This window comes from Devosia sp. 1635 (genome assembly GCF_013185955.1).
Classification (GTDB): Bacteria; Pseudomonadota; Alphaproteobacteria; order Rhizobiales; family Devosiaceae; genus Devosia.
This window is the reverse complement of the sequence record NZ_JABAOM010000002.1, coordinates 506,232-531,581: the sequence shown is the minus strand read 5'-3', so window position 1 is coordinate 531,581 and position 25,350 is coordinate 506,232. Positions and strand designations below refer to the sequence as shown.

Sequence of the window (25,350 nt, the reverse complement as noted above, 5' to 3'; positions counted from 1 at the left end):
TAAAAATTAGGCGTTGCCCGCTGGCGCTATTGGTTTAATCTCGCGGGCCGGGGACTAGGGAAGTAGAAGAATAATGGCGGGTTCAGGACGCCTGACGACGCATGTACTCGATACCATGAACGGCACGCCGGCGCGGGGCATGCGCCTCGACCTGTTGTTTGTGCATGGCGACCATAATCACCATATTGCCGAGAGCTATACCAATGCCGACGGCCGGGTGGACCAGCCGCTGCTCGAAGGCGAGCAGTTCCAGCATGGCGAGTTCGAGATCCATTTCCATGTGGGGCAATATTTCGCCCGGCTGGGGATGGAGCCCGAAGCGGCATTTCTGGACGTGGTGCCGGTGCGGTTTACGATCAGCGAAGACAAGCATTACCATGTGCCGCTGCTGGTGAGCCCTTTTGCCTATTCCACTTATCGGGGCAGCTGATGGCCGACACTGCAAATGCAATCCGCTTTATCCTCAACGACCAGGACGTAGTGCTGGACCAGGTGCGGCCCGAGCAGACGCTGCTCGATTTCCTGCGGCTCGAGCGCGGCTTGCGCGGCTCCAAGGAAGGCTGCGCCGAGGGCGACTGCGGGGCCTGCACCGTGCTGGTGGGGCGGGTGATCGGCGACGAGATCATCTATGACAGCGTCACGGCCTGTATCCGGTTCGTCGCGAGCCTGCATGGCACGCATGTGGTGACGATCGAGCACCTGGCGGCCAAGGATGGCACGCTGCATCCGGTGCAGCAGGCGATGGTGGATCACCATGGCTCGCAATGCGGGTTCTGCACGCCCGGGTTCGTGATGTCGCTCTATGGTCTGTGGATGCGCGACCCGCAGCCGAGCCAGCGCGCGGTGGAAAAGGCGCTGCAGGGGAACCTGTGCCGCTGCACGGGCTATGCGCCGATCATCCGGGCCGCGCAGGCGATCTCGACCTATGGCGCCCCCGAGGCCGATCCGCTGCGGGCGGAGCGGATCGCGCTCAAGGGGCGGATCCTCGCGCTCAATGACGGCAGGCGGGTGGAGATCGGGGAAGGGGCGGAGCGGATCATCGTGCCGGCCAGCCTGGATGATTTCGCCGAGGTTTATGAGCAGAACCCGGAGGCGACGATTGTCGCTGGGTCCACCGATGTGGGGCTTTGGGTCACCAAGTTCCTGCGCCCGATCGGGCCGGCCATTTTCATCAACCATTTGCCGGAGCTCAAGCGCATCGCCGAGAACGACAGCGAAGTGCGGTTTTACGCCGGGGTGAGCTATTCCGAGGCGCTGCCGATCCTGCAGAGCTATTTCCCCGCCATGGAGGAGCTGTGGAGCCGGCTGGCGGGCGAGCAGGTGCGCAATATGGGCACGATCGGGGGCAATATCGCCAATGGCTCGCCCATCGGCGATACGCCGCCGGCGCTGATTGCGCTCGGAGCCAAGCTGACGCTGCGGCGCGGCGAGCACCGGCGCGAGATCAAGCTCGAGAACTATTTCCTCGCCTATGGCAAGCAGGATCGCGCGCCCGGCGAGTTCGTGGAAAGCGTGACCGTGCCGCATCTGCCGGCGGGCGAGCGGTTCGCGGTTTATAAGGTCTCCAAGCGCCGCGAGGAGGATATTTCCTCGGTCTGCGGGGCGTTCCGGGTGTTCGTCAACGATGCCGGGAGCGTGGGGATGGCGCGGATCGCCTTTGGTGGCATGGCGGCGACGCCAAAGCGGGCTCGGGCGGTGGAAGCGGCGCTGGTTGGCAAGCCGTGGAGCGTCGAGACGATCGAAGGCGCGGTGGCGGCCTTTGCCGAGGATTACCAGCCGATCAGCGATATGCGCGCTTCGGCCGAATACCGGCTGCTGGTGGCGCAGAACCTGTTGCGCCGGTTTTTCCATGAATGCACGGGCGGTCAGGTGCGGCTGAAGCGGGAGGTGGCGTGATGAACAAGCATCCGACCCTGTTGCGTTCCACCCTGCATCAACCCACGCGGCACGATAGCGGCCCCAAGCATGTGGCGGGCACGGCCGAATATATCGATGATATGATCGAGCCGCGGGGCACGATGCATGCCTATCTGGCGCTGTCGACGCGGGCGCATGCAGAAATCCTCAACATCGATTTTGCCCCGGTGCTGGCGGCGCCGGGGGTAATCGGGGTGCTGACAGCGGCCGATATTCCGGGCGAGAACGACATCAGCCCGAGCCACCGGCATGACGAGCCGATCTTTGCCGAAGGCAAGGTGCAGTTCTGGGGGCAGCCGCTGTTTGCCGTTTTGGCCGAAACGCGCGACCAGGCGCGACGGGCGGCGCATCTCGCTGTGGTCGATTACAAAGAACTGCCCTTTATCGGCGATGTGCGCGCGGCGCAGGCGGCCGGCCGCAAGCTCGTGGTCGATCCGCTGACCTTGCAGCGCGGCGATGTGGAGGCGGGGCTCAAGGCTGCGCCCAAGCGGGTCAAGGGCAGCGTCGTGATTGGCGGGCAGGATCACTTCTACCTTGAGGGGCAGATCGCCTTTGCCATTCCGGGCGAAGACGAGGATGTGACGATCTATGCCTCGACCCAACACCCCAGCGAAGTGCAGCTGATGGTGGCGCAGGTGCTCGATATCGGGCACCACGCGGTCACGATCAATGTGCGCCGGATGGGCGGCGGCTTTGGTGGCAAGGAAACTCAGGGGAACCTCTTTGCCGCTGTGGCGGCGCTGGCGGCCAAGAAATGGAACCGCGCCTGCAAGATCCGGCCGGACCGCGACGACGACATGACGGCAACCGGCAAGCGGCACGATTTCGTCGTCGACTATGATGTGGGCTATGATGAAGCCGGCCGCATCGAGGCGGTGGATGCCGTGTATGGCGCGCGGGCCGGGTTTTCGTCGGACCTTTCGGGACCGGTGACGGACCGGGCGCTGTTTCACTGCGACAATGCCTATTGGTATCCGGCGGTGCGGGCGCGCTCGGAGCCGCTTTACACCAACACCGTGTCCAACACCGCGTTTCGCGGCTTTGGTGGGCCGCAGGGGATGCTGGCGGCGGAACGCTGGATCGAGGAAATCGCCTATAGCCTCGGCAAGGATCCGCTCGAGATCCGCAAGGCCAATTTCTATGGCACCGACAGCAACAATGTGACGCCCTATCACCAGACGATCACCGACAATGTGATCGCGCGGGTGGTGAGCGAACTGGAAGCCAGTTCGGACTATCAGGCGCGGCGCCGCGCGGTGCTGGCGTTCAATGCCACGAGCCCGGTGCTGAAAAAGGGCATCGCGCTGACGCCGGTCAAGTTCGGGATCTCGTTCACCGCGACCTGGTACAACCAGGGCGGGGCGCTGGTGCATGTCTACAAGGACGGCACGATCCAGCTCAATCACGGCGGCACGGAAATGGGGCAGGGGCTCCATACCAAGGTGGCGCAGGTGCTGGCGGAAGCGTTCTGCGTCGGGCTCGATCGCATCAAGATCATGACAACCTCGACGGCCAAAGTGCCCAACACGTCGGCCACGGCGGCCTCTTCGGGTTCGGACCTCAATGGCATGGCCGCCTGGGATGCGGCTCGGCAGATCAAGGAGCGCCTCGCCACCCATGCCGCCAAGCTCTACCAGTGCGATGAGGCCGAGATCGTCTGGGTGCCCGAGGGCATCATGGCGGGCGAGGAGTTCGTGCCATTCACGGAACTGGTGGCCTCGGCTTATCTCAACCGCGTGCAGCTCTGGGCCGCGGGCTTCTACAAGACCCCCAAGATTCATTGGGATCGGGCCACCGGACGCGGGCAACCGTTCTACTATTATTCCTATGGCGCCTCGGTTTCGGAGGTCACCATCGATACGCTCACCGGCGAATACCAGGTGGATCGGGTCGATATTCTGCATGATGTCGGCAAGTCGCTCAATCCGGCGCTTGACCTCGGGCAGATCGAGGGCGGGTTCATCCAGGGCATGGGGTGGCTGACGAGCGAAGAATTGTGGTGGGACGCCAAGGGGCAGCTGCGCACCAAGGCGCCTTCGACCTACAAGATCCCGCTCGCAAGCGACGTGCCGCCGGTGTTCAATGTGCGGCTGGCGGAATGGTCCGAGAACAGCGAGCCCACGATCGGGCGCTCCAAGGCGGTGGGCGAGCCGCCGCTGATGCTGGCGATGAGCGTGGTGGAAGCGCTCGCGATGGCAGTGGCTGCGATGGCCGATTACAAGCTGCCGCCGCGGCTCGACACGCCAGTGACCCCCGAGCGGGTGCTGATGGGGTGCGAGCGGTTGAAGCAGGAAGCGCGGGGGTGATGGTTTTGCGCCCGACGGTTGGACCCCCACCCCGGCCCTCCCCTCAAGGGGGAGGGAGGGCACGAGCCCAAAGCAGGGCGATCAGCCTGCACGCCTCCTTGCAGGGACGGCTGTCATGACCTTGCGCCTGCCCCAGCTGCAATCTTTCCTTCGCGCCAACAGCGAGGCAATTGCCTGTGAGCTGACGCGGGTGCGCGGGTCGAGCCCGCGCGAGCAGGGCACGTTCATGCTGGTAGGCGCGCAAGGGATTTTCGGCACGATCGGGGGCGGGGCGCTCGAGCATATGGTGATCGACCATGCGCGGCGCCTGCTAGCCTCAGGGCAGGCGGAAGCAGCCATGGATGTGCCGCTGGGGCCCGAGATCGGGCAATGTTGCGGCGGCCGTGTCGGGGTGCAGTTGCGCTATGCCGATGCGGGCTTGCGCGGTGCGCTGCTCGAGCGGGTGGCGGCGGAAGATCGGGCGTTGCCGCATGTCTTCGTGTTTGGTGCCGGTCATGTAGGGCGGGCATTGGCCCAGGTGCTGGCGCTTTTACCGGTGCAGGCACATGTGGTGGATACGCGGGCAAGCGAGCTGGTTGGCTTGCCGGCAGGCGTCGAGGCGCGGCTGACGCCACTGCCGGAAGCGGCGATCCGGTCGGCGCCGCCGGGCAGCAGTTTTGTGGTTCTGACCCATGACCATGCGCTCGACTTCCTGCTCGCCAAGGAAGCGCTGGAGCGGGCGGACAGTCCTTATATCGGCATGGTGGGATCGGCGACCAAGCGCGCCCGGTTCAGCAGCTGGTTTCGCGCCGAAGGAGGGGACCCTGCTGCCCTCCAGCGGCTCGTTTCACCCATTGGCCGCCAAGGGCTTGGGGATAAGCGCCCCGAAGTCATTGCGGCACTAGCGGCGGCAGAAATTATGGTTCAGATTGGTCGGCGGGAAGCTGACATTGGGCATGTACAGGGCGCCAGGGAACTGAGGGCCGTGGATGGACGCTAGCATGCCGTTGCGACTGCAATTGACCGGGATCACCAAGCAGTTTCCCGGCGTTCTTGCCAATGACAATATCTCCTTTGGCGTCAAGCCGGGCGAAATCCATGCGCTGCTGGGCGAGAACGGGGCCGGCAAGTCGACGCTGGTCAAGATGATCTATGGGATCATGCAGCCCGATGCCGGCGAAATCCGCTGGAACGGCGAGCCGGTGGTGATCACCAATCCCAAGGCCGCCCGCAAGCTGGGCATCGGCATGGTGTTCCAGCACTTTTCCCTGTTTGAAGCGCTGACCGTGCTCGAAAACATCGCGCTGGGCATGGATGGCTCGCTCAAGTCGCGCGAGCTCGAGGCCCGCATTCGCGAGGTGATGACCACCTACGGGCTGCTGCTCGATCCGCACCGGACGGTCGCGACCTTATCGGTGGGGGAGCGGCAGCGCATCGAGATCGTGCGCGCGCTCTTGCTCGACCCCAAGCTCTTGATCATGGACGAACCCACTTCGGTTTTGACGCCGCAGGAAGTGGAGCAGCTTTTTGAAGTGCTGCGCAAGCTGGCGGCGCAGGGCTGTTCGATCCTCTACATTTCCCACAAGCTCGATGAGATCAAGGCGCTGTGCGATACGGCGACGATCCTGCGGGGCGGCAAGCTCGTGGATACCTGCGATCCCAAGCAGGAAACCTCGCGCTCCATGGCCGAAAAGATGATCGGCACGGGCCTGCGTGACATCGTGCGGGCCAGGGGGCGGCAGTTGGGCGCGCCCAAGCTGGTCGTGTCGCGGCTTTCGACCCACAAGACCGGCCATTTCGATGTGCCGGTCAATGATGTGAGCTTTACCGTGCGGGCGGGCGAAATCTTTGGCATCGCCGGGGTGGCGGGCAATGGGCAGAACGCCCTGCTCGATGCGCTGAGCGGGGAAATCCTCGGGGATGACAAGGAAGCCATTACGCTCGATGGCTATCCGCTGGGGCTGCTCAACACGACCGGCCGGCGCAAGCGCGGGCTGTGTGCCGTGCCTGAAGAGCGCAATGGCCATGCGGCGGTGGGCGAGTTCTCGCTGGCTGACAATTCGGTGCTGACGGCGCGCGATCGGCTCGGCATGGTGATGCTGGGCCTCATCAATTCGGGCGCGGCCAAGACCTATACGGGCAAGGTGATCGCCGATTTTGCGGTCAAGGCGCTGGGCCCGGGCTCGATGGCGGGATCGCTCTCGGGCGGCAATCTGCAGAAATACATCATGGGGCGCGAAATCCTGCAGCGCCCGAGCGTGCTGGTGGTCAGCCAGCCGACCTGGGGCGTCGATGCCGGGGCCGCCGCGGCCATCCACCAGGCGCTGGTGGACCTGGCCGCCGAAGGCTCCGCCATCGTCGTGATCAGCCAGGACCTCGATGAGCTCCTGGCGCTGTGCGACACGCTGGCGGTGATCAATCTTGGCCGCCTCTCGGCGGCGCGGCCGGTGGGCGAGGTGAGTGTGGAAGAAATCGGCTTGCTGATGGGCGGGGTCCATGGCGCCACGGAGGCAAGCAATGCTGTTCCGGCTTGAAAAACGGCGCGAGCCCAGCCAACTCATGCGCTATCTGACGCCGGTGGCGGCAGTGGTGCTGACCATGGTGGTGGGCGCGATCATCTTTTCGCTGATCGGCTATGACGGGATCGGGGCGGTGCGCGAGATCTTTCTCACGCCCCTGACCAATTCCTACAAATGGCAGGATCTGGGAGTGAAGGCCGCGCCGCTGATCATTATCGGGGTGGGGCTCTCCATCGCCTACCGCGCCAATGTGTGGAATATCGGCGCCGAGGGACAATATGTGGTTGGCGGGCTGGCCGGCACCTGGGTGGCGCTGGCGACCCATGGCCTCAACGGGCCCTGGATCTTGCCGCTGATGGTGCTCGCTGGCGTGCTCGGGGGCATGGCTTACGCCGCCATCCCAGCGCTGCTGCGCACCCGCCTCAACGTCAACGAGATCCTGACCTCGCTGATGCTGACCTATGCCTCGGTGCAGCTGATCTATTACCTGATCCGCGCGCCCTGGAAGGACCCGATGGGGATGGGTTTCCCCCAGACGCGGCTATTTGCCGAGGCGGCGCGGCTGCCCACCATCCTGCCGGGCACGATCGTGCATCTGGGTGTGCCGATCGCGGTGCTGGTGGCACTCGTGGCGTGGTTCATCATGTCGCGCTCGGTATTCGGCTATCAGATGCGCGTGGTGGGCACGGCGCCCCATGCGGCGCGCTATGGCGGGTTTTCCGAGAACAAGACGATCTGGCTGGCCATGCTGGTGTCGGGGGGCCTTGCGGGGCTTGCGGGCGTGTTGGAAGTGGCCGGGCCGTTCCAGCGCATGGTGCCGGGCTTTCCGACCAATTACGGGTTCACCGCGATCATCGTGGCGTTCCTCGGACGGCTAAATCCGCTCGGGGTGATCTTTGCCGGGCTCGTGATGGCGATCACCTTTGTGGGCGGGGAAGTGGCGCAGACGACGATCGGGCTGCCCAATGCCGCCACGGGCATTTTCCAGGCCATGGTGCTGTTCTTCCTTCTGGGTGGGGACCTGCTGGTGCGCTATCGGGTGCGCCGGGTTCATAGCGCCGCGGCGCCGGGGACGGCGTAATGGAAATCATCATTCCCATCATCGTCACGCTGGTGTTCGCGGCAACGCCGATCCTCCTGGCCGCGCTGGGCGAGCTCGTGGTGGAAAAGTCGGGGGTGCTCAACCTCGGTGTCGAAGGCATGATGCTGGTGGGCGCCATTGCCGGCTTTGCGGGGCAGTTTTATACAGGCAACCCTTATTTCGCGCTGCTTTGCGGGGCGGTGGCCGGGGCGGCGACCTCGATCATCTTTGGCTTTTTGACGTTGAGCCTGTCGGCCAACCAGACCGCGACTGGGCTGGCGCTGACCATTTTCGGCACGGGCTTTTCCGCCCTCGCCGGCGCGCCGTTTTCCGCCCGGCCGATCCAGCTGATGGGGCCGCTGTTTCCCGCCGAGCTTGCGAGCCATCCGGCGTTGCGGGTGGTGTTCGGCTATTCGGCGCCGGTGTATTTCTCGTTCTTCATGGTAGTCGCAGTCTGGTATTTTCTCGAGAAAACCCGCCCCGGGCTGATCCTGAGGGCCGTGGGGGAGAACGACCTGTCGGCCCATTCCATCGGCTACAGCGTCAAGCTCGTGCGCTATCTCGCCGTGTTGTTCGGCGGGGCGATGGCCGGTATTGCCGGGGCGTGTTTCCCGCTGCTGCTGACCCCGCAATGGGCCGAGCGGATGACCGCAGGGCGCGGCTGGATTGCCGTGGCGCTGGTGGTGTTCGCCTCCTGGCGCCCGTTCCGCCTGCTCGCGGGGGCTTACCTCTTTGGTCTCGTGATGACCATGGAGCTTTATGCCAAGGCGGGCGGCGGAGTGCTGTCGGTTATTCCGTCCGAACTTTGGGCCGCCTTGCCTTACCTCGCGACCATCATCGTGCTCGTGCTGATTTCGATCAAGCGCGATGCGTCCACCAATGCTCCGGCCTGCCTCGGCAAGCCGTTCCTGCCCACGAATTGAGCCGGCGCCAACGACCGTTTCAAGCAACCACGACCATCAGGAGAGACACATGACCCTTAACCGCCGCACTATCCTCAAGGCAGGCGCCGCCGCCGCTGCGCTGCCGCTGCTGGGCTCCCGCGCCTTCGCCCAGGGCGAACCGCTCAAGGTGGGCTTCATCTATGTCGGCACGATCAACGACAATGGCTACAACTATGCCCACAATCAGGGCCGTATCTTCCTGGAAGAGCAGCTGGGTGATCTGGTCGAGACCACCTATGTCGAGAACGTGCCGGAAGGTCCGGACTGCGAGCGCGTGCTGCGCGAACTGGCCCAGCAGGGCAACAAGCTGATCTTTGCGACGAGCTTTGGCTTTGGCGACTCCGTGATGAAGGTTGCCCAGCAGTTCCCCGACGTGAAGTTCGAGCATGCCACCGGCTACCAGAAGGCGGACAATGTCGGCCTCTACAATGCGCGCTTTTACGAAGGCCGCGCCGTTTGCGGCACCATTGCCGGGCACCTCTCCAAGACCGGCAAGCTCGCCTATATCGGCTCGTTCCCGATCCCTGAAGTCGTGATGGGCATCAATGCGCTGGCGCTGTCGGCCCGCAAGGTGAACCCCGCCATCACGGTCAAGCCGGTTTACATCTCGACCTGGAACGATCCGGCCAAGGAAGCCGATGCGGCCCGCGCGCTGATCGACCAGGGCGTGGACATCATTGCCCAGCATACCGATGGCCCGGCAGCGCTGCAGGTGGCCCAGGAACGCGGCATTATTGGCGGGTTCGGCCAGGGCGCCGATATGAGCGCCTTTGCGCCCGAAACGCAGCTGACCTCGATTATCGACCACTGGGGCCCGCGCTATGTGGCTTCGGCCCAGGCCTTGATCGATGGCACCTGGACCGCCGGCGACACCTGGGAAGGCCTCAAGGAAGACGTGGTGCAGATCGGGCCCTATGGTCCCAAGGTCACCGAAGAGGTCAAGGCTGCAGCCGAAGCGGTGCGGACCGGGCAGATCGATGGCTCTTTCCACATCTTCACCGGCCCCATCAAGGACAATACCGGCACCGAGCGTGTGGCCGCCGGCGTGACCATGACGGATGCCGAACTGCTCAGCATGGACTGGTATGTGGAAGGCGTCGAACAGCCGGCATAAGCTGGGGTTCGAATCGGATTGGAAGGGGCGGGTTTCGGCCTGCCCCTTTTGCTGAGCGGGTGGGGGAGGTGAGGCGGAGCATCACCGAGGGACCCCCACCCCGGCCCTCCCCTCGATGGGGAGGGAGGGCTGGCGCCGCGGCTGCGGTGGGCGGCTGAACAGCCAGCATGCCGCCAGGGGTGTATCGAAGGAACGAAAAATGCCGGATTATGCGATTGCTTGGGAATGGCTGATGTTTGCGGTGCGCTGGCTGCACGTGGTCACGGCAATCGCCTGGATCGGCTCGTCGTTTTATTTCATTGCGCTCGATCTGGGGCTGCGCAAGACGCCGAGCCTGCCGCCGCTGGCGCATGGCGAGGAATGGCAGGTGCATGGCGGGGGTTTTTATCACATCCAGAAATATCTGGTGGCGCCCGACTTCCTCCCCGAGCACCTGACCTGGTTCAAATGGGAGAGCTACTGGACGTGGCTGTCCGGCTTCATGCTGCTGGTGCTGATCTATTATGTCGGTGCCGACCTGTATCTGGTTGATCGCAATGTGCTCGATGTGCCGGCCTGGGGGGCAATCCTCCTTTCCATGGGCTCCATCGTGCTGGGCTTTGTGGTCTATAACCGGCTCTGCAAATCGCCGCTGGGTGAATCGCAGAACGGGCTGATGCTGGTGCTGTTTGCGATCCTCACCGCCATGGCCTGGGGCTATACGCAGATCTTCACCGGCCGGGCGGCGATGCTGCATATGGGCGCGTTCACCGCCTCGATCATGGCCGCCAATGTCGCGATGATCATCATCCCCAACCAGAAGATCGTGGTGGCCGATCTCAAGGCCGGGCGGGTGCCCGATGCCAAATATGGCAAGATCGCCAAGCAGCGCAGCCTGCACAACAACTACCTGACGCTGCCCGTCATCTTCTTCATGCTTTCAAGCCATTACCCGCTGGCCTTCGCGACGCAGTGGAACTGGATCATCGCCTCGCTGATCTTCCTTGTGGGCGTGGTGATCCGGCATTATTTCAACACGCGCCATGCCCGGAAGGGCAATCCGCACTGGACCTGGGCGGTGGCGGTGATCTTGTTCGTCATCATTGCGTGGCTCTCAAGCGGCCCCAAGCTGCCGGGCGTCGGCGAAGAGGCGGTGGCGTCGCGGGCGGCCGAGCCGTTCATGGCCGCGAGCCTGTTTGCCGAGGCCAGCCTTGCCGTGCAGACGCGCTGTTCGATGTGCCACACCGCCGAGCCGGTCTGGCCGGGGATCTATGAGGCGCCCAAGAATGTCATTCTCGACAGCGATGCGGCGATCGCCAACCATGCCCGCGACGTCGCCATGCAGGCCGGCTATTCCCACGCCATGCCGCCGGGCAATGTGACCGAGATCACGCCCGAGGAGCGGGCGCTGCTGGTGGCCTGGTTCCGCGAGGGCTCGGGGCAGTGAGCCGCACCATTCTGCGCGGCCGGGTGCTGAGCTTTGTCCGCGAGCCGCAAGGGCTCGACGATGTGGACAGCTACCGGTTGTGGGAGGATGGCGCGGTTGCTATTACCGGGGGCAAGGTCGTCGAGGTCGGGGACTTCGGTGCGGTCGATAGCCGTGATGCGGAGATCATCGATCACCGGCCGCATCTGATCCTGCCAGGTTTCATCGACACGCATCTGCATTATGTGCAGACGCAGATGATCGCCTCCTATGCCGGCTCGCTGCTGGAATGGCTCAACACCTACACTTTCGTGGAAGAACAAAAGTTCGGGCAGCAGGGACATGCCGGCGCGGTGGCGGCGGGGTTCCTTGACGAGTTGGTGCGCAACGGCACGACGACGGCGGCCGTTTATTGTTCCAGCCATCCGCAATCGGTGGACGCGTTCTTCGCCGAGGCGGAACGGCGCGACATGCTGATGGTCGCGGGCAAGGTGATGATGGACCGCAATGCGCCCGAGGCGCTCTGCGACACCGCCCAGGCGAGCTATGACGACAGCAAGGCGCTCCTCGCGCGCTGGCATGGGCGCGGCCGGGCGCGTTATGCGATCACGCCCCGCTTCGCCATCACCTCGACCCCCGCGCAACTGGAGGCGGCGCAGGCGCTGGCGGCCGAGCATCCCGATTGCCATGTGCAAACCCATCTCGGCGAAAACACGGACGAGATCCGCTTGTCGATGGAGTTGTATCCGGAGGCGCCGGACTATGCGGGCATTTATGAGCAGTATGGGCTGCTGGGGCCGCGCACGCTGCTGGGGCACTGCATTCACCTCAACCATCGCGAAACCGCGGTTCTCGCGGAAACGGGGGCGGTGGCGGTGTTCTGCCCGACCTCCAACCTCTTTTTGGGTAGTGGCCTGTTTGATCGCGAGCGGCTGGCGCGGGCAGGGGTGCGGCTAGGAATTGCCACCGATATTGGCGGGGGCACCAGTTTTGGCATGCTGCGCACGCTCGACGAGGGATTCAAGGTTGGGCAGTTGCGCGGGCAAAGGCTAAGCCCATTGCACTCGTTCTTCATGGCCACGCTGGGCAATGCGCAAGCGCTGTCGCTGGAGGGCGTGATCGGCACGATTGCGCCGGGCTGTGACGCCGATCTCGTCGTGCTCGATGCGGGCGCGACGCCAGCCATGCGACTGCGGCAGGCGACGGTGAACCACCTCAGAGAAGAACTTTTCCTGCTGCAAACCATGGGCGATGATCGCGCCATTGCCGAAGTTTATGTGGCAGGCAGACGAGCTAAATCGACCTTAGTTGGGTTGGCAGGGGCATCTGCTTGACCTAAAGCTGTGCCGCGCCTGAAGAGGAAGTAAGCATGAGCCAATATTTGACCAAGTCCGGACTTTCCGTTGACGCGGGACTAGTGGACTTTGTCGAGCGGGAGGTCCTGCCGGGCCTGCCGGTTTCCGCCGATCAGTTCTGGAGCGGTTTTGCCGAAGTGGTGGCGCAACACGCGCCGGTCAATGCCCAGTTCCTGGCGCGCCGTGATGAGCTGCAGGGCAAGATCGACGACTGGCACCGCCGCTATGGTCCAGTCGCCAACAACCCGCAGGGTTACGAGTTTTTCCTCAGGGATATCGGCTATCTTGTAGCCGAGCCCGAGGATTTCACCATCGAGACCACCGGGCTCGATCCGGAGATCACGAGCCTCTGCGGGCCGCAGTTGGTGGTGCCGGTATCCAATGCGCGCTATGCGCTCAATGCCGCCAATGCGCGCTGGGGCAGCCTTTACGATGCGCTTTACGGCACGGATGTGATCAGCCGCGATGGCGAGTTGGCGCCGAGCAAGGGCTATAATGCTGCGCGCGGCGAGGCCGTGGTGGCGCGTGCCGCCGCGTTCCTTGACGAAGCACTGCCCCTCAGCCGCGGCAGCCATGCCGACGTGACGTCCTATGTGGTGGCCGAGCAGGGTGGCACCGCCACTCTCGTGATCGACACCGCGGCGGGCCCGACCACCTTGCGCGATCCCGAGGCCTTTGTCGGCTATCGCGGTGAGGGCGCCAGCGCCGAGATCGTTTTGCGCCATAACGGGCTGCATGTGATCCTTGTCATCGACAAGGCGAGCGCCATCGGCGCCGAGCACGCGGCGGGGCTTGCCGATGTGGTGGTGGAAGCGGCGCTGACCACGATCCAGGACTGCGAGGATTCGGTCGCGGCTGTCGACGCCGAGGACAAGATCGGCGTTTATCGCAACTGGCTCGGCCTGATGCAGGGCACGCTGGAAGACACGTTCGAAAAGGGCGGCAAGCAGGTCACCCGCCGCCTCAAGGAAGATCGGGTTTACGCCTCGCGTTCGGGTGGGGAACTGGTGCTCAAGGGGCGCTCGCTGCTGCTGGTTCGCAATGTCGGGCACCTGATGACCACCGATGCGGTCAAGACCGCCGACGGCAAGCCGATCGGCGAAGGGCTGCTGGATGCGGCGGTGACGGTGCTCTGCGCCATGCATGACAAGGGCGGCAACAGCACGACGGGCGCGATCTATATCGTCAAGCCCAAGATGCATGGACCCGAGGAAGTGGCCTTTGCCTGCGCCATCTTTGCGTCCGTTGAAAAGATGCTGGGGCTGGCACCGCTGACCGTCAAGATCGGCATCATGGACGAAGAGCGCCGCACCTCCGCCAATCTCAAGGCGGCGATCCATGCCGCGCGCGACCGGCTGTTTTTCATCAATACCGGGTTCCTCGACCGCACGGGCGACGAGATCCATACCTCGATGGAAGCGGGTCCGGTGCTGCGCAAGGACGAGATCAAGCTCGAGCGCTGGATCGCGTCCTATGAGGACCGCAATGTGCTGATCGGGCTGGCCTGCGGGCTGTCGGGCCGGGCGCAGATCGGCAAGGGCATGTGGGCGCGGCCCGACGACATGGCGGCGATGATGGCCGCCAAGATCGGCCATCCGCAATCGGGCGCCAATACGGCCTGGGTGCCATCGCCGACGGCGGCGACGCTGCATGCGCTGCATTACCACCAGGTCGATGTGTTCGAGGCGCAGCGCCGGCGGCACAACGAAGCGACGCCGTCGCTGGCGGAGCTGTTCTCCATGCCGGTGCAGGCGCCTTATTCGCTCAGCCGCGAAGAAATCACTCGCGAGACCGAGAACAATGCGCAGGGGATCCTGGGCTATGTGGTGCGCTGGGTGCAGCAGGGCGTTGGCTGTTCCAAAGTGCCCGACATCAACAATGTGGGGCTGATGGAAGATCGCGCGACCTGCCGGATTTCGAGCCAGCACATCGCCAATTGGTTGCGCCATGGGTTGGTGAGCCGGGACGAGGTGACCTCGATCTTTGAGCGCATGGCTGCCGTGGTGGACGAGCAGAATGCGGGCGATCCGCTGTATCGGCCGATGTCGCCCAATCTGCAGTCGGTGGCGTTCCAGGCGGCGCTAGACCTGGCGCTGCATGGCGCTGACCAGCCGAGCGGCTACACCGAGCCGGTGCTGCATGCGCGGCGCCTGCAGGTCAAGGCGCGCGAGCGCGCCCGGGCATAAGCCTAGAGCCGGTAGCGGGGCAGGGTGATCGCGGTCGCCTGCCCCGGACCGTGCAAGATCTCGATCGTGTTGGCGAGCATGGTGGTGGCGGTGCCGATCGGCTCATCGGTGCCGAGATTACGGGCATAGCGCGGATGGGCGCCTGAGGCGATCAAGAGGCGCAGGCGATGGCCGGGCCGGAAGGCATGGGCGGTGGCGTGGAGCGGGAATTCCAGCCGCCAGGAGCCATCCGGCTCTCGGGGCGTGGCGGGCGTGACGCGATAAAGCCCGTCGCAGATATTGATCGACCGGCCCTCGGGCGACACATCGCATAAACGCACAAAAAAATCGGCATGGGGGAGAGTGGCCCGGGCGTGGAGGGTCACGGTGCTTTGCCCGATCACCGTCAGCGTTTCGGAGAGGGGTGGCGATGAATACACCAGAACATCGCTGCGGGCCTCGAGGGGGGCGTTGTCGACGGGACCCGCGCCGGTGAAGGCGAAGATGGCCCCGCCCAGATTGGGCGTGGGGTCGGCGGGATCGTAGCGGTAGCGATCGACGCCGGAGGAGGTAGGTGCGGTGGGTGTGAGCGCCGCGTCGCTGCCCAAGAACCATTGCTCCAGATCGGGCGGGCCGGGCGGGTAGTGCTCGAACTCGCGCCATTGGTCGAGGCCCGAAATGTGGATGCGGACGGGCTTGGTGCGCAGGCCGGAGCTGTCGCCTTCGAGGTGAGCGCGCATCCAAAAGATGGTTTCGCGCAGATTGTCGCGCTGCAGTTCCTCGGCGATGTGGAACCAGGTGCCGACCGTGAGGTAAGGGCGATGGCCGAGCTCGACGAGGCGCGCGTAATCGGCCAAGAGCGGGTCGAGCATGAAGTCGTACCAGCCCGAAATGAAGTGCACGGGGGGCGTGGTGGCGGTCAGGCGGTGGCGGTGATCGATGGCGTCCCAGAACCGGTCATTGCCCACGGAATGCTCGAACCAGTGGCGCCAGAACGGCACGGCATGGCCTGAGGCGGCGCGGTCGGCCTCAACGAGCGGGAGGGTCATGCCAGCTTGGGCGGTGGTGCGCTCGATGCGGCCGGAAAACATGCGGGTGGCGGTGTGCAGGGGGCGCTGGCGCAGGCCCTCGATCACCTGCAGCCAGGAGAGCCAAAGCCCGAGGTGAAAGGCGCCTGAGGGAAAGACGACGGGGCGGAAATCGGCCGTGGTGACCTTGGTGGCCATGGCCGAGACGGGCGGGAGTGCATCGCAGATCGCCCATTGCGCGTAGCCGAGATAGCTGGGGCCGGATAGGCCGAGCCGGCCATCGAACCAGGGCTGGGCCTTGAGCCAATCCAGCGTTGCCAGCCCATCGGCGCGCTCATTGGTGAGGGGATCGAATTCGCCGCCCGATTTCTCGGTGCCGCGGCAGGCCTGCAGCACGACGTGGAAGCCGCGCTCGGCATAGACCTGGGCGATGGTGCCAAAGCCGCGGCGGCCATAGGGCAGGCGCATCAGGATGGTGGGGAACTCACCGGTGGCGCGCGGCGCGAAATGGTCGGTCATCAGCACCACGCCGTCGGGCATGGTGAAGGGGATGTTGCGGTGTTTCCGCACGCCATTGCGGCGGGGCGGCAGGTCCTCGACATAGGCCAGAAAGAGGCTGCTCAGGCTCATTGTCAGTCCACGAAAGCAAAGGCGTCGACGTCAAAGAGGCCGCGGTCGGTCATCTTGAGATGGGGGATGACGGGGAGGGCGAGGAAGGAGACCTGCAGGAACGGCTCGGGCAGGACGCAGCCAATGGCGCGGGCCGCATCGCGCAGCTCATGGAGCGTAGCCGCAACGGTTTCGAAGGGCTCAAGGCTCATGAGGCCGGCAATGGGCAGCGCCAGTTCGGCGGTGATCGCGCCGTTATCGGCCACGGCAAAGCCGCCGCGCAGCTCGATCAGGCGGTTGACGGCCAGCGTCATGTCTTCGTTGTTGGTGCCGACTACGGTGATGTTGTGGCTGTCATGGCCGACGGAAGAGGCGATGGCGCCGCGCTTGAGGCCGAAGCCGGTCACAAAGCCACGGCCGATATTGCCGTTGCGGCCATGGCGCTCGACCACGGCGACCTTGATCACATCGGCTGCGAGATCGGGCTGGAGCCCTTCGTCGGTGGAGGCGAGAGTCGCGGTTTCGCGGAAGGTGAGGATGAGGCCCGGCTTGACCCCGATCACCGGCGTCTGGTTGCGCGCGGGATTGGCTGGGGTGTTGAAGGTGGCGGGGGTTACCGGCTGGAGCTTGACCGAGTTGAGGCCCACTGGATCGGTGGCGCTGCTGCCGGCAAAGCGGTCTGGTGTGACCAGGCGGCCGCCGGCGATCACATCGGAAACGCGACACTCCTCGAGGTTATCAAGGAGCGCGATATCGGCGCGCCAGCCCGAGGCGAGCAGGCCGCGATCGCGCAGGTTGAAGATGCGGGCGGCCGAATGGGAGGCGGCGCGATAGACGTGATGGAGCGGGCAGCCGCGGGCGATGAGGCGGCGGATGGAGCTGTCGAGATGGCCTTCCTCGGCGATATCGAGCGGGTTGCGGTCATCCGTGCAGAGGGCAACAAAACTCGAAGTGTCGGCATCGAGGATTTCGGCTAGGGCTTCGAGGTCCTTGGACACCGAGCCTTCGCGGATCAGGATGGCCATGCCCTTGGCGAGCTTTTCGCGCGCTTCGGCGGCGGAAGTCGCTTCGTGGTCGGTGCGGATGGCGGCGGCGAGATAGCCGTTGAGCCCCATGCCCAGCAGCAAGGGCGCATGGCCATCGATATGGCCGCCCTGGAAGGCGGCGAGCTTGGCGAGCAGGCCAGGGTCCCCGGCCAGCACGCCCGGAAAGTTCATCATTTCGGCGAGCCCCACGACTTTGGGGTGGTCGCGGAAGGGGGCGAGATCTTCGATCTCGAGCGTAGCGCCATTGGTTTCAAAGCCGGTGGCGGGCACGCAGGAGGAGAGGTTGACGCGGATGTCCATGATCGTGCGCTCGGCACAATCGAGGAAATAGCGGATGCCCTCGGCGCCCAGGACATTGGCGATCTCGTGGGGATCACAGAGGACGGTGGTGACGCCATGGGGCAGCACGCAGCGGTCGAACTCGAAGGGGGTGACCAGCGAGGATTCGATGTGCAGATGGGTGTCGATGAAGCCGGGCACGGCAAAGCGGCCAGCGCCATCAATGGTCTGCAGTCCATCATACTGGGCCAGCGTGCCCACGATCCGGTCGTCCACGATGGCGATATCGGTGGGCGTGACGGCGCCGGTGATCACATCGAGCAGCTGGACATTTTTGATAACCAGATCGGCAGGGGCCTTGCCCTGGCCAACGAGGATCATGCGGGCGAGTTGAGACGAGCTGGTCATGGGGCCTTCCGAAAGCAATTGGGTGTGAGGGTCGGCCGGGGCGGCTCAGCGGTCAAGCCCTCGTGCGGTTGCAAGGGGGAACCGCGACGGCATGGCACACGTTTCCAATGCACACTCTGGGAGAGCTCTATGGAAACCTACGATCCGCACAAGAACACGACCGAAACTACGCAGGCCAGCCCCCGCAAGATGAACTTGCGCGTGCTGATCATGTCGCTGGTGGCCGTGATCGTGCTGTTTGCCATCGTCTACATGGTCTTTGCCGGAGCGCAGCCTAACCCAACCTGACACCAACATGGTTCGGCTCGTTAAGGTCGCCAGAAGCGATCTCACCATTATCCGCCAGCGTCGCGGCAAGGGCTTTTGCTATTTCGATAGCACCGGGGCCCTTGTTGTGGATCCCGCTATCAAGTCGCGCGTGCAGGCGTTGGGGATTCCCCCGGCCTGGAAGGATGTGCGCGTTTCGGCCAAGCCCAATGGGCATATCCAGGCGGTGGGCAAGGATGAGGCCGGGCGCGAGCAATATGTCTACCATGCCGATTGGGAATTGCGGCGCGAGGGTAAGAAGGTCAAGCGGTTGTCGCTGATGACCGCTGTGTTGCCGCGGCTGCGCAAGCAGGTGCAGCAGGATCTCTTGGCGCCTGCCGGCGGCCGGGAGCTGGCGCTCGCCATCGGCGTGGCATTGATCGACCGCACCGCCATGCGGGTGGGGCGCGAAAAATATCTCGAAGCCAATGGCACGCGCGGCGCGGGAACGCTGTTTTCGCGCGATGTGCGGGTGTCGGGCGATGATGTGGTGATCGCCTTTGATGCCAAGGGCGGCAAGCGGGCCGAATATGGCTTTACCGATGCCGGGCTGGCCCAGGCCATAGCGCGGATCAAGACCATACCGGGCAAGCGGCTGCTGGTGTTCCGCAATGCCGAGGGCGCGATCAAGCCGATCAAGACCAGCGCACTCAATGCCTATATGCGCGAGGTCACGGGGATCGAGATTTCCGCCAAGGACTTCCGCACGCTGCGGGCGAGTTCGCTGGCGGCGGAATCGCTGGCCAAGCTCGACGCGGGCAAATCGGCATCGGCGCGCAAACGGCAGATGGCGCAGGTGGCGCGCGAAGTATCAGAAGTGCTCAAGAACACGCCGGCGATCTGCCGCAAGTCCTACATCACCCCGTGCCTGTTCAAGCTGTTCGACGAGGGCAAGCTGCAGGATCTGTGGTCCTCGGCGGGGCCGGGGCGCGCGGGATTGCTGCAGCGCGAAAAGCGGCTGGCGGCCGTACTGGCCAGCGTCAGCTGATGAGAGGCTGCGCGATTGCACCGGGATAAGGGACGCGCTAGGCAAGACGATAGCATGCGTCTTGAATAGGGAAGAGCAATGACAAAAGTGCGGGCACTGGTGCTGGAGCGGCAACACGAGCTCAAGCTGCGCGAGATCGACCTGCCACTCGAGGTCGGGCCGGGCATGGTCAAGATCGCGATCCACACGGTGGGCGTGTGTGGCTCGGACGTACATTACTACACTCATGGCAAGATCGGGCCGTTCGTGGTCAACGATCCCATGGTGCTGGGCCATGAGGCGGCGGGCACCGTCGTCGAGGTGGGCGAGGGCGTCACCCATCTCAAGGTCGGCGACCGGGTCTGCATGGAGCCGGGTATTCCCGATCCCAATTCGCGGGCGTCACGGCTGGGGCTCTACAATGTCGATCCCGCGGTGAGTTTTTGGGCGACGCCGCCGGTGCATGGGGTGCTGACTTCGGAAGTCGTGCATCCCGCCAATTATACTTTCAAGCTGCCCGATAATGTGAGCTTTGCCGAAGGCGCGATGGTTGAGCCATTTGCCGTGGGCATGCAGGCGGCCACCAAGGCCGGGATCAAGCCTGGCGATACCGCAGTGGTGCTGGGCGCTGGTCCGATCGGGACCATGGTGGCAATTGCCGCCCTCGCTGGCGGTTGTGCGCGGGTGATCGTTGCCGATCTGGCGCAGCCCAAGCTCGATATCGCCGCCAAGTACCAGGGCGTCATTCCGGTCAATATCCGCGAACAAAACCTCGTTGAAGAGGTGAAGCGTCTGACCGAGGGCTGGGGCGCCGATGTGGTGTTTGAATGCTCGGGCTCGCCCAAGGCGTGGGAAACCATCATGGACTTGCCGCGGCCAGCGGGCACGATCGTCGTTGTGGGCTTGCCGGTGGAGCCGGTCAAGGTGGACATCGCAGCCGCTTCCACCAAGGAAGTGCGGATCGAAAACGTGTTCCGCTATGCCCACCAGTATGACCGGGCGATTGCGCTGTTTGCTTCGGGGCGGGTGGATCTCAAACCCCTGATCTCGGAGACGTTTGCCTTCGAGGATTCGATCAAGGCGTTCGACCGGGCGGTGGAAGCGCGGCCCGACGACGTGAAGCTGCAGATCCGGGTGGCGGAGACCGCCTGATCGCAGCACCGACGGCCGGACTTGTTTCGACAAGGAGCAGGCGATGGATGTGGGCAATGAATGGGGCTGGGTGCACACCTATCTGCCCACCCACATCATCGCGGTCCGGCTGCTGATGGCCGCGGTGCTGGGCGGGATGATCGGCTTTGAGCGGCAGGTCAACACCGCCGAAGCGGGGCTGCGCACCCATATTCTTGTTGCCGTGGCGGCGGCGCTGTTCACTATCCTGACCTTCGAGATTTATCACACGATCGATGTTGGCGGCGGTGCAGGCGGCAACGGCTCGCGGGCTGATCCCATCCGTGTCATCGAGGCGGTAACTGCCGGCATCGCGTTCCTGGGGGCCGGTGCCATTTTCCGCAGCGGGAGGAGCGTGCAGGGGCTGACCACCGGGGCCGGCATGTGGCTGGCCGGTGCCGTGGGCATCGCCTGCGCGCTGGGTTATTACCCGATGGCGGTGGGCGTTGCGGTGCTCGCCGTGATCGTGCTGGCGCTGCTGCGCGCCTGGTCGCACAATGTCCTTCGGCATGTGAAGGACCCACGCGAGGCGGCGCAGGCAAGCCAAGATCTGGAGCGCTAGCTACCGGGGATCAGGACGGGCTGAACAGCGCCTGCGCCAGCTCGATGAAGCGGCGGCCGCGTTCCTCGAAATTCTTGAACTGATTATAGGACGGCGCGCCGGGCGAGAGGAGCACGGCGTCGAACTGCGCCCGGTGTTCGACGAGGGCGCGCATGGCGCTGTCGAGATCGGGTGGGGTCAACACGGTGATCTGGGGCGCGGCCCTGCGGGTGGAGTCGGCCAGGCGGGCGCCGGTGACGGGCAAGCAGGCGAGGGTGGTCACCCCCGCGCCGGCGAGGAGGCCGGCGAGTTCGCCGTAGTCCTGCTCGCGCTCATGGCCGCCCGCGATCAGGGCGATGCGGTACCCGCGATAGGCGGCGAGCGCCGCCTTGGTGGCTTCGGGCGTGGTGGAGATGGAATCGTCGACAAAGACGAGGTCGCCGATGCGATGTTCCTCGAGCCGATGGGGCAGGGGCTGGAAGGCGGCAATACCGGCGAGGATACCGTCGAGAGTGCCGCCTGCCGCCAGCGCGATCTGGGCGGCGAGCTTGGCGTTATCGAGATTGTGGGCGCCCTTGAGACGGGAGGTGCAGGCCGCGGCGGTGATGGCGGCGACAGAATCGGCAGCAAGAGCGGGCAGTAGCTGGGCGGGGGCCCGCAAGGCGGCGAGGACGCGGGGATTGGTTTGCGCCGGCGTGCCGAGAGCGATGCGGATGTCACCGGGCTGGGCGAGCAGATGGAGCTTGTCGGCGTAATAGCGCTCGACCGAGCCGTGCCAATCCACATGTTCGGGATAAAGATTGGTGAGCGCGGCGATATCGGGCGCAAAACCCATGTCGGCGGTCTGGTAGCTCGAGAGCTCGAAGATCACCGTTTGGTGGCGATCGGCGATTTCGAGCGGGGCGAGGCCGACATTGCCGGCAAGGCCGGCATCGACGCCTGATTGGGTCAGCATCAGATGGGTGAGGGTGGCGGTGGTGGACTTGCCCTTGGTGCCGGTGATGGCGATCACCTGGCGGCCGGTGCGGTAGGTCTGCGCCCAGAGATTGAGATTGGAAGTGACGGGGATGCCGGCTTGCCGGGCGAGCTCGAAGACGGGCTTGTAGAGCGAGACGCCGGGGCTTTTGACGATGAGGCCGAAGCGGCCTTCGGCAAAGGCGGCGGGCAGTTCCGCCGGGGCAATAAAGGTGGTGCCGGGCAGATCGGCGGTGCCGCTATCGGTGGTCACGAAGACGGGCAGGTCGGGGTGACGGGCGGCGAGAAAGGCGCGGGTGGAGAGCGCTTCGCGGCCAGCACCGTAGAGCAGCACGGGAGCATCAAACGGCATGGGGGGACACTGCGGCAAGAACCGGGGCGGGGATCAGGTGATCGGGACTGTCGGCCATCAGGTCGTCGAGGGCAGCAGCCAGGGCCGGAGCGCCATACTGGGCTTCGAGATCGGGCTTGAGGCGCGCGACGATCGTGTCGCCGGACCATTCCGGGCGCTCGGCCAAAGCGTATAGGCAGGCGGCAGCTTCAAGGATCTCGCCGACGCATTCCCAGGGTTTTTGGCCGGCAAGGCCGGTCAGTTCGCGGAAGGAGGCTTCGTTCTCGCTATTGTCGAGCAGGTTCTGGCCAAAGATGGAGAGAAGCCGCGCCTTGTCCATGACTGGGGCGAAGATCAGGAAGACGAAGTGGCATTTGGGGCAGTGGCCGCACCAGAGCGGGCCATCATGACCGGCCAGCTTGAAGTTCTGGTTGCAGCTGGAAAAGACCCGGTCATAGCGGGTTTCGCGAGCAAAGAGCGCCGCGATGCGCGCTTCCGAATAGGGGCGCAGAAGCGAGAAGTATTCGAGCGCGCCACCGGTGGCTTCGGCGAGGATGGTGGCAATGGTGCGCTCAAAGCCCAGCGACTTGGAATATTGGTGATTGGCCTCGCGGCCATCGAACACGACATTGCCTTCGCTGGCGGAACGCTCGTTGGACAGCACGATGCGGTTGAAGCCAAAGAGCAGCGCGCAGAGCGAGGCGATCATGGAATTGATGGCGGTGGAGGGGACGTGGCCGTTGTAAAAGCCCGGCTCCTTGCCCAGCCGGATCATTTCCTTGTCGAGGATGCGGCGAACATAGACCGGGGGCACGCCGATCTTGTCGACCGAGGTCAGGATCGGGCCCTTGGGATTGACCGCAAAAGGGGTGAAGGGGATGGCGGCGGCGGACAGGAGTTCAACGCTGACCAGCGAATCCTTCCCCCCGCCAATGGGCAGCAGGGCACGGTTGGGTAGTTCAAGCTTGCGGTCGGCTGATGTGGTCACATCATGGGGCGTCGAGACCACGAGCTTGCCGAAGCGCGACAGGTTGTTGCGCGCGTAGAACTCGCCCAAGCCGTTCTCGTAGACGTCGAGCACGAACGCGGTTTCGCTCTGGGTCAGCGCGATATTTGGCGCACAGATTTCGAGCGGGGCCTTGAGCTTGAAGTAGCTGACGCCGAGGACGATTGCGGTCAGGTCGAGCAGCTTGAGGAAGGCTGGCGAGGTGAGTGCCGCCGGCTCGGCGATGGCGGGGAATTCCAGCACTTCGATGAAGTGGCGGCCATCCAGCCCATAGCTGAAGCGGGCGGTGGCATTGGCGGCATCAAAGATCGGCCGCTCGATAAGGAACTGGGACTGCACTGCCTATCGCATCTCCGCGCCGGCCCCATGGCCGGCTTTGCCCTGATATAGTTGATTTGTGCGCGATGGGGGAGAGGCGCCTAGTAGAGGCGCATCTGCAGGCGCATGACGATGTCGTTGCCCAAACGCTGGAAGCCGAATTCGCGCATGGTGCAGGACCAGGTGTCCCCGGTCTTTTCGATGCGGAAGAGGTTGTAGCGCGCGGGATCGTCGAGCGTGCCGCCCTGAGCGGCGCTGGCAGCGGCAACGCCAACCACCGGCACTTCGCGGCCAACACCGGGAATGGTGTGGATCGAGGAGCGGTGGGTGTGGCCATGCAGGATTAGTTCGGCCCCGCATTCGGCGATGACCTGACGGAAGAGGCGATGCCCCTTGAGCCCGAAGGAGGGGTGCTGCAGTTCCTGGCAGGGCGGGTGATGGATGAGGACTGCGCGATAGTAGCCGCCTTCGCCCAGAACCTTGAGAATGCGCGCGAGGCGGCTGGCCTGCTTTTCGTCGAAGCGGCCGAGAGCCACGAAGGGGCGGGTCGGCACGGCGCTGGAGCAGGAGACCACGGCCAGTTCACCCTGGCGGCGCACGAAGGGATAGATCGCGTCGTCGACGGTCTCGCCCTTCATGTAGTCGCCCCAGATGTCCTCGGCCGCTTCCAGCGCGCCCGGAACATAGGCGTCGTGATTGCCCGGGCAAACACAGATCTTTTCCGGGCTGCCCAAGGCTTGCAGCCATTCGCCAGCCCGGGTGATTTCGGATTTCAGCGCCAGGTTGGTGAGGTCGCCCGTCACGGCGGTGAAATCGGCATTCTGGCTCTGCAGGTGAGCAACCAGGCTCGCCAGCGTGCCGCTGTTGAGCTCGCCATGGCGGCGCAGCTTCCAGTTGAGATAGCCCGTGAGCCGTTTGCCGACCAGGTCGCGGACGGCAACCTGGGGCATGGGGGACAGGTGAATGTCGGAAATGTGGGCGAGGGTGATCATTGTCGCTGTAATGCCAGAAGCACTGCCGCAAGAAAATGACGAACTCACTCAAGGCACGATTTTGTGGTCGGTAACACTCTCTGCTACGCCTAAGCCAACGGAGTGAAGCCATGCAGATGAATCGCTTTCAGCAAATTCGGGCCAAGGTATTCCTCAACGTCATGGGGCTGACCCATCGCATGACCATCGGCGCGCGCGTGATGCTGGTGGATGGCGACAAGGTGCTGTTGATTCGGCACACTTATGTGCCGGGCTGGCAGTTTCCCGGCGGCGGGGTGAAGCCAGGGGAAACGGCCGAACTGGCCGCCCAGCGCGAACTGGTCGAGGAAACCGGCTTTCGCAGCACGGGACGCCTGGAGCTGTTCGGGCTTTACCACAATACGGGCCCGGTCACGAACCGGGACCATGTGGCGTTTTTCGTCGGCCGCGAGTTCGAGCAGGCGTTCGAGTTCAAGCCCAACTACGAGATCGCCGAGGTGGGCTGGTTTGAGCGCACGCAACTGCCCGAAAAGGTTACCCCCGCGACCTCGCAGCGCGTCGACGAAGTGTTCGACGGGGCGCCACGCCGCGAGACCTGGGGCTACTGAGC

Annotated in this window: 21 protein-coding genes; 16 read left to right on the top strand and 5 right to left on the bottom strand. The window is 64.5% G+C overall.

Going from position 1 to position 25,350, the window contains the following annotated elements:
• Positions 1-73: 73 nt before the first annotated feature.
• The 11 genes from uraH to HRU92_RS09415 all read left to right on the top strand — a co-directional run bounded on the left by uraH (position 74) and on the right by HRU92_RS09415 (position 14,806).
• Entirely contained in the window at positions 74-430 is a 357-nt protein-coding gene (gene uraH / locus HRU92_RS09465; RefSeq protein ID WP_127753763.1) for a hydroxyisourate hydrolase, read from the top strand.
• Positions 430-1,896, top strand: coding sequence for a xanthine dehydrogenase small subunit (xdhA, locus tag HRU92_RS09460; RefSeq protein WP_172123874.1), 1,467 nt, complete (start codon positions 430-432; stop codon positions 1,894-1,896). Before uraH ends, xdhA begins: the two co-directional genes overlap by 1 nt.
• The gene (xdhB, locus tag HRU92_RS09455; RefSeq protein WP_172123872.1) at positions 1,896-4,223 is read left to right on the top strand and encodes a xanthine dehydrogenase molybdopterin binding subunit; all 2,328 of its coding nucleotides are present in this window, start codon (positions 1,896-1,898) and stop codon (positions 4,221-4,223) included. The genes xdhA and xdhB overlap by 1 nt, the downstream gene beginning before the upstream one ends.
• A gap of 115 nt (positions 4,224-4,338) precedes the next feature.
• Positions 4,339-5,202, top strand: coding sequence for a xanthine dehydrogenase accessory protein XdhC (gene xdhC / locus HRU92_RS09450; RefSeq protein WP_172123870.1), 864 nt, complete (start codon positions 4,339-4,341; stop codon positions 5,200-5,202).
• 1 nt (position 5,203) lies between these two features.
• A complete protein-coding gene (locus HRU92_RS09445) occupies positions 5,204-6,736 on the top strand; it encodes an ABC transporter ATP-binding protein (protein ID WP_172123868.1) in 1,533 nt (510 codons plus the stop codon).
• Positions 6,720-7,802, top strand: a complete 1,083-nt coding sequence (locus tag HRU92_RS09440) for an ABC transporter permease (RefSeq protein WP_127753758.1) — start codon at positions 6,720-6,722, stop codon at positions 7,800-7,802. The genes HRU92_RS09445 and HRU92_RS09440 overlap by 17 nt, the downstream gene beginning before the upstream one ends.
• On the top strand, positions 7,802-8,725 hold the full coding sequence (locus HRU92_RS09435) for an ABC transporter permease (protein ID WP_172123866.1): 924 nt from the start codon (positions 7,802-7,804) through the stop codon (positions 8,723-8,725). Before HRU92_RS09440 ends, HRU92_RS09435 begins: the two co-directional genes overlap by 1 nt.
• A 49-nt stretch (positions 8,726-8,774) precedes the next feature.
• Complete coding sequence (locus HRU92_RS09430; RefSeq protein ID WP_127753756.1) at positions 8,775-9,860, top strand: BMP family ABC transporter substrate-binding protein; 1,086 nt, start codon at positions 8,775-8,777, stop codon at positions 9,858-9,860.
• A gap of 199 nt (positions 9,861-10,059) precedes the next feature.
• Positions 10,060-11,286: a urate hydroxylase PuuD gene (locus HRU92_RS09425; protein ID WP_172123864.1), complete on the top strand. Its 1,227-nt coding sequence runs from the start codon at positions 10,060-10,062 to the stop codon at positions 11,284-11,286.
• Positions 11,283-12,599 (top strand): guanine deaminase, encoded by a 1,317-nt coding sequence (gene guaD, locus HRU92_RS09420; protein ID WP_172123862.1) that lies wholly within the window; start codon positions 11,283-11,285, stop codon positions 12,597-12,599. The genes HRU92_RS09425 and guaD overlap by 4 nt, the downstream gene beginning before the upstream one ends.
• Before the next feature lie 35 nt (positions 12,600-12,634).
• Positions 12,635-14,806: a malate synthase G gene (locus HRU92_RS09415; protein WP_172123860.1), complete on the top strand. Its 2,172-nt coding sequence runs from the start codon at positions 12,635-12,637 to the stop codon at positions 14,804-14,806.
• Between the two features lie 2 nt (positions 14,807-14,808).
• Here HRU92_RS09415 and HRU92_RS09410 read toward each other — a convergent pair whose 3' ends face one another.
• Positions 14,809-16,443 carry a CocE/NonD family hydrolase gene (locus HRU92_RS09410; protein WP_172123858.1) on the bottom strand — a complete coding sequence of 545 codons (1,635 nt, stop codon included), beginning with the start codon at positions 16,441-16,443 and terminating at the stop codon, positions 14,809-14,811.
• A 2-nt stretch (positions 16,444-16,445) separates the two neighbouring features.
• A complete protein-coding gene (ade, locus tag HRU92_RS09405) occupies positions 16,446-18,155 on the bottom strand; it encodes an adenine deaminase (RefSeq protein ID WP_172123856.1) in 1,710 nt (569 codons plus the stop codon).
• Positions 18,156-18,284: 129 nt separating this feature from the next.
• On the opposite strand from ade, the gene HRU92_RS09400 reads away from it, so the two are divergent.
• The 4 genes from HRU92_RS09400 (at position 18,285) to HRU92_RS09385 (ending at position 21,160) form a co-directional block, all read left to right on the top strand.
• Entirely contained in the window at positions 18,285-18,443 is a 159-nt protein-coding gene (locus tag HRU92_RS09400) for a hypothetical protein (protein WP_164854851.1), read from the top strand.
• A 7-nt stretch (positions 18,444-18,450) separates the two neighbouring features.
• Positions 18,451-19,449 (top strand): DNA topoisomerase IB, encoded by a 999-nt coding sequence (locus HRU92_RS09395; RefSeq protein WP_172123854.1) that lies wholly within the window; start codon positions 18,451-18,453, stop codon positions 19,447-19,449.
• A gap of 78 nt (positions 19,450-19,527) precedes the next feature.
• A complete protein-coding gene (locus HRU92_RS09390) occupies positions 19,528-20,580 on the top strand; it encodes an NAD(P)-dependent alcohol dehydrogenase (protein ID WP_172123852.1) in 1,053 nt (350 codons plus the stop codon).
• Positions 20,581-20,623: 43 nt separating this feature from the next.
• Entirely contained in the window at positions 20,624-21,160 is a 537-nt protein-coding gene (locus HRU92_RS09385; RefSeq protein WP_172123850.1) for an MgtC/SapB family protein, read from the top strand.
• Between the two features lie 10 nt (positions 21,161-21,170).
• Here the strand turns inward: HRU92_RS09385 and murD are convergent, their stop codons facing one another.
• The 3 genes from murD to HRU92_RS09370 all read right to left on the bottom strand — a co-directional run bounded on the left by murD (position 21,171) and on the right by HRU92_RS09370 (position 24,761).
• A complete protein-coding gene (murD, locus tag HRU92_RS09380) occupies positions 21,171-22,466 on the bottom strand; it encodes a UDP-N-acetylmuramoyl-L-alanine--D-glutamate ligase (protein WP_172123848.1) in 1,296 nt (431 codons plus the stop codon).
• Positions 22,456-23,790 (bottom strand): endonuclease domain-containing protein, encoded by a 1,335-nt coding sequence (locus HRU92_RS09375; RefSeq protein ID WP_172123846.1) that lies wholly within the window; start codon positions 23,788-23,790, stop codon positions 22,456-22,458. Before HRU92_RS09375 ends, murD begins: the two co-directional genes overlap by 11 nt.
• Before the next feature lie 80 nt (positions 23,791-23,870).
• Positions 23,871-24,761: a metallophosphoesterase gene (locus HRU92_RS09370; protein ID WP_172123844.1), complete on the bottom strand. Its 891-nt coding sequence runs from the start codon at positions 24,759-24,761 to the stop codon at positions 23,871-23,873.
• Between the two features lie 110 nt (positions 24,762-24,871).
• Between HRU92_RS09370 and HRU92_RS09365 the strand changes: the two genes are divergently transcribed.
• The gene (locus HRU92_RS09365; protein WP_172123842.1) at positions 24,872-25,348 is read left to right on the top strand and encodes an NUDIX domain-containing protein; all 477 of its coding nucleotides are present in this window, start codon (positions 24,872-24,874) and stop codon (positions 25,346-25,348) included.
• Positions 25,349-25,350 lie beyond the last annotated feature (2 nt).

Bases quoted from the DNA above. Each gene is read 5' to 3' on its own strand.
- HRU92_RS09365 (WP_172123842.1), top strand. From the start codon at position 24,872: ATGCAGATGAATCGCTTTCAGCAAATTCGGGCCAAGGTATTCCTCAAC.
- HRU92_RS09410 (WP_172123858.1), bottom strand. From the start codon at position 16,443: ATGAGCCTGAGCAGCCTCTTTCTGGCCTATGTCGAGGACCTGCCGCCC.
- HRU92_RS09435 (WP_172123866.1), top strand. From the start codon at position 7,802: ATGGAAATCATCATTCCCATCATCGTCACGCTGGTGTTCGCGGCAACG.
- HRU92_RS09385 (WP_172123850.1), top strand. From the start codon at position 20,624: ATGGATGTGGGCAATGAATGGGGCTGGGTGCACACCTATCTGCCCACC.
- murD (WP_172123848.1), bottom strand. From the start codon at position 22,466: ATGCCGTTTGATGCTCCCGTGCTGCTCTACGGTGCTGGCCGCGAAGCG.
- HRU92_RS09425 (WP_172123864.1), top strand. From the start codon at position 10,060: ATGCCGGATTATGCGATTGCTTGGGAATGGCTGATGTTTGCGGTGCGC.
- HRU92_RS09430 (WP_127753756.1), top strand. From the start codon at position 8,775: ATGACCCTTAACCGCCGCACTATCCTCAAGGCAGGCGCCGCCGCCGCT.
- ade (WP_172123856.1), bottom strand. From the start codon at position 18,155: ATGACCAGCTCGTCTCAACTCGCCCGCATGATCCTCGTTGGCCAGGGC.
- HRU92_RS09395 (WP_172123854.1), top strand. From the start codon at position 18,451: ATGGTTCGGCTCGTTAAGGTCGCCAGAAGCGATCTCACCATTATCCGC.
- HRU92_RS09440 (WP_127753758.1), top strand. From the start codon at position 6,720: ATGCTGTTCCGGCTTGAAAAACGGCGCGAGCCCAGCCAACTCATGCGC.
- xdhA (WP_172123874.1), top strand. From the start codon at position 430: ATGGCCGACACTGCAAATGCAATCCGCTTTATCCTCAACGACCAGGAC.
- HRU92_RS09400 (WP_164854851.1), top strand. From the start codon at position 18,285: ATGGAAACCTACGATCCGCACAAGAACACGACCGAAACTACGCAGGCC.
- HRU92_RS09415 (WP_172123860.1), top strand. From the start codon at position 12,635: ATGAGCCAATATTTGACCAAGTCCGGACTTTCCGTTGACGCGGGACTA.
- HRU92_RS09445 (WP_172123868.1), top strand. From the start codon at position 5,204: ATGCCGTTGCGACTGCAATTGACCGGGATCACCAAGCAGTTTCCCGGC.
- xdhB (WP_172123872.1), top strand. From the start codon at position 1,896: ATGAACAAGCATCCGACCCTGTTGCGTTCCACCCTGCATCAACCCACG.
- HRU92_RS09390 (WP_172123852.1), top strand. From the start codon at position 19,528: ATGACAAAAGTGCGGGCACTGGTGCTGGAGCGGCAACACGAGCTCAAG.
- HRU92_RS09370 (WP_172123844.1), bottom strand. From the start codon at position 24,761: ATGATCACCCTCGCCCACATTTCCGACATTCACCTGTCCCCCATGCCC.
- uraH (WP_127753763.1), top strand. From the start codon at position 74: ATGGCGGGTTCAGGACGCCTGACGACGCATGTACTCGATACCATGAAC.
- xdhC (WP_172123870.1), top strand. From the start codon at position 4,339: ATGACCTTGCGCCTGCCCCAGCTGCAATCTTTCCTTCGCGCCAACAGC.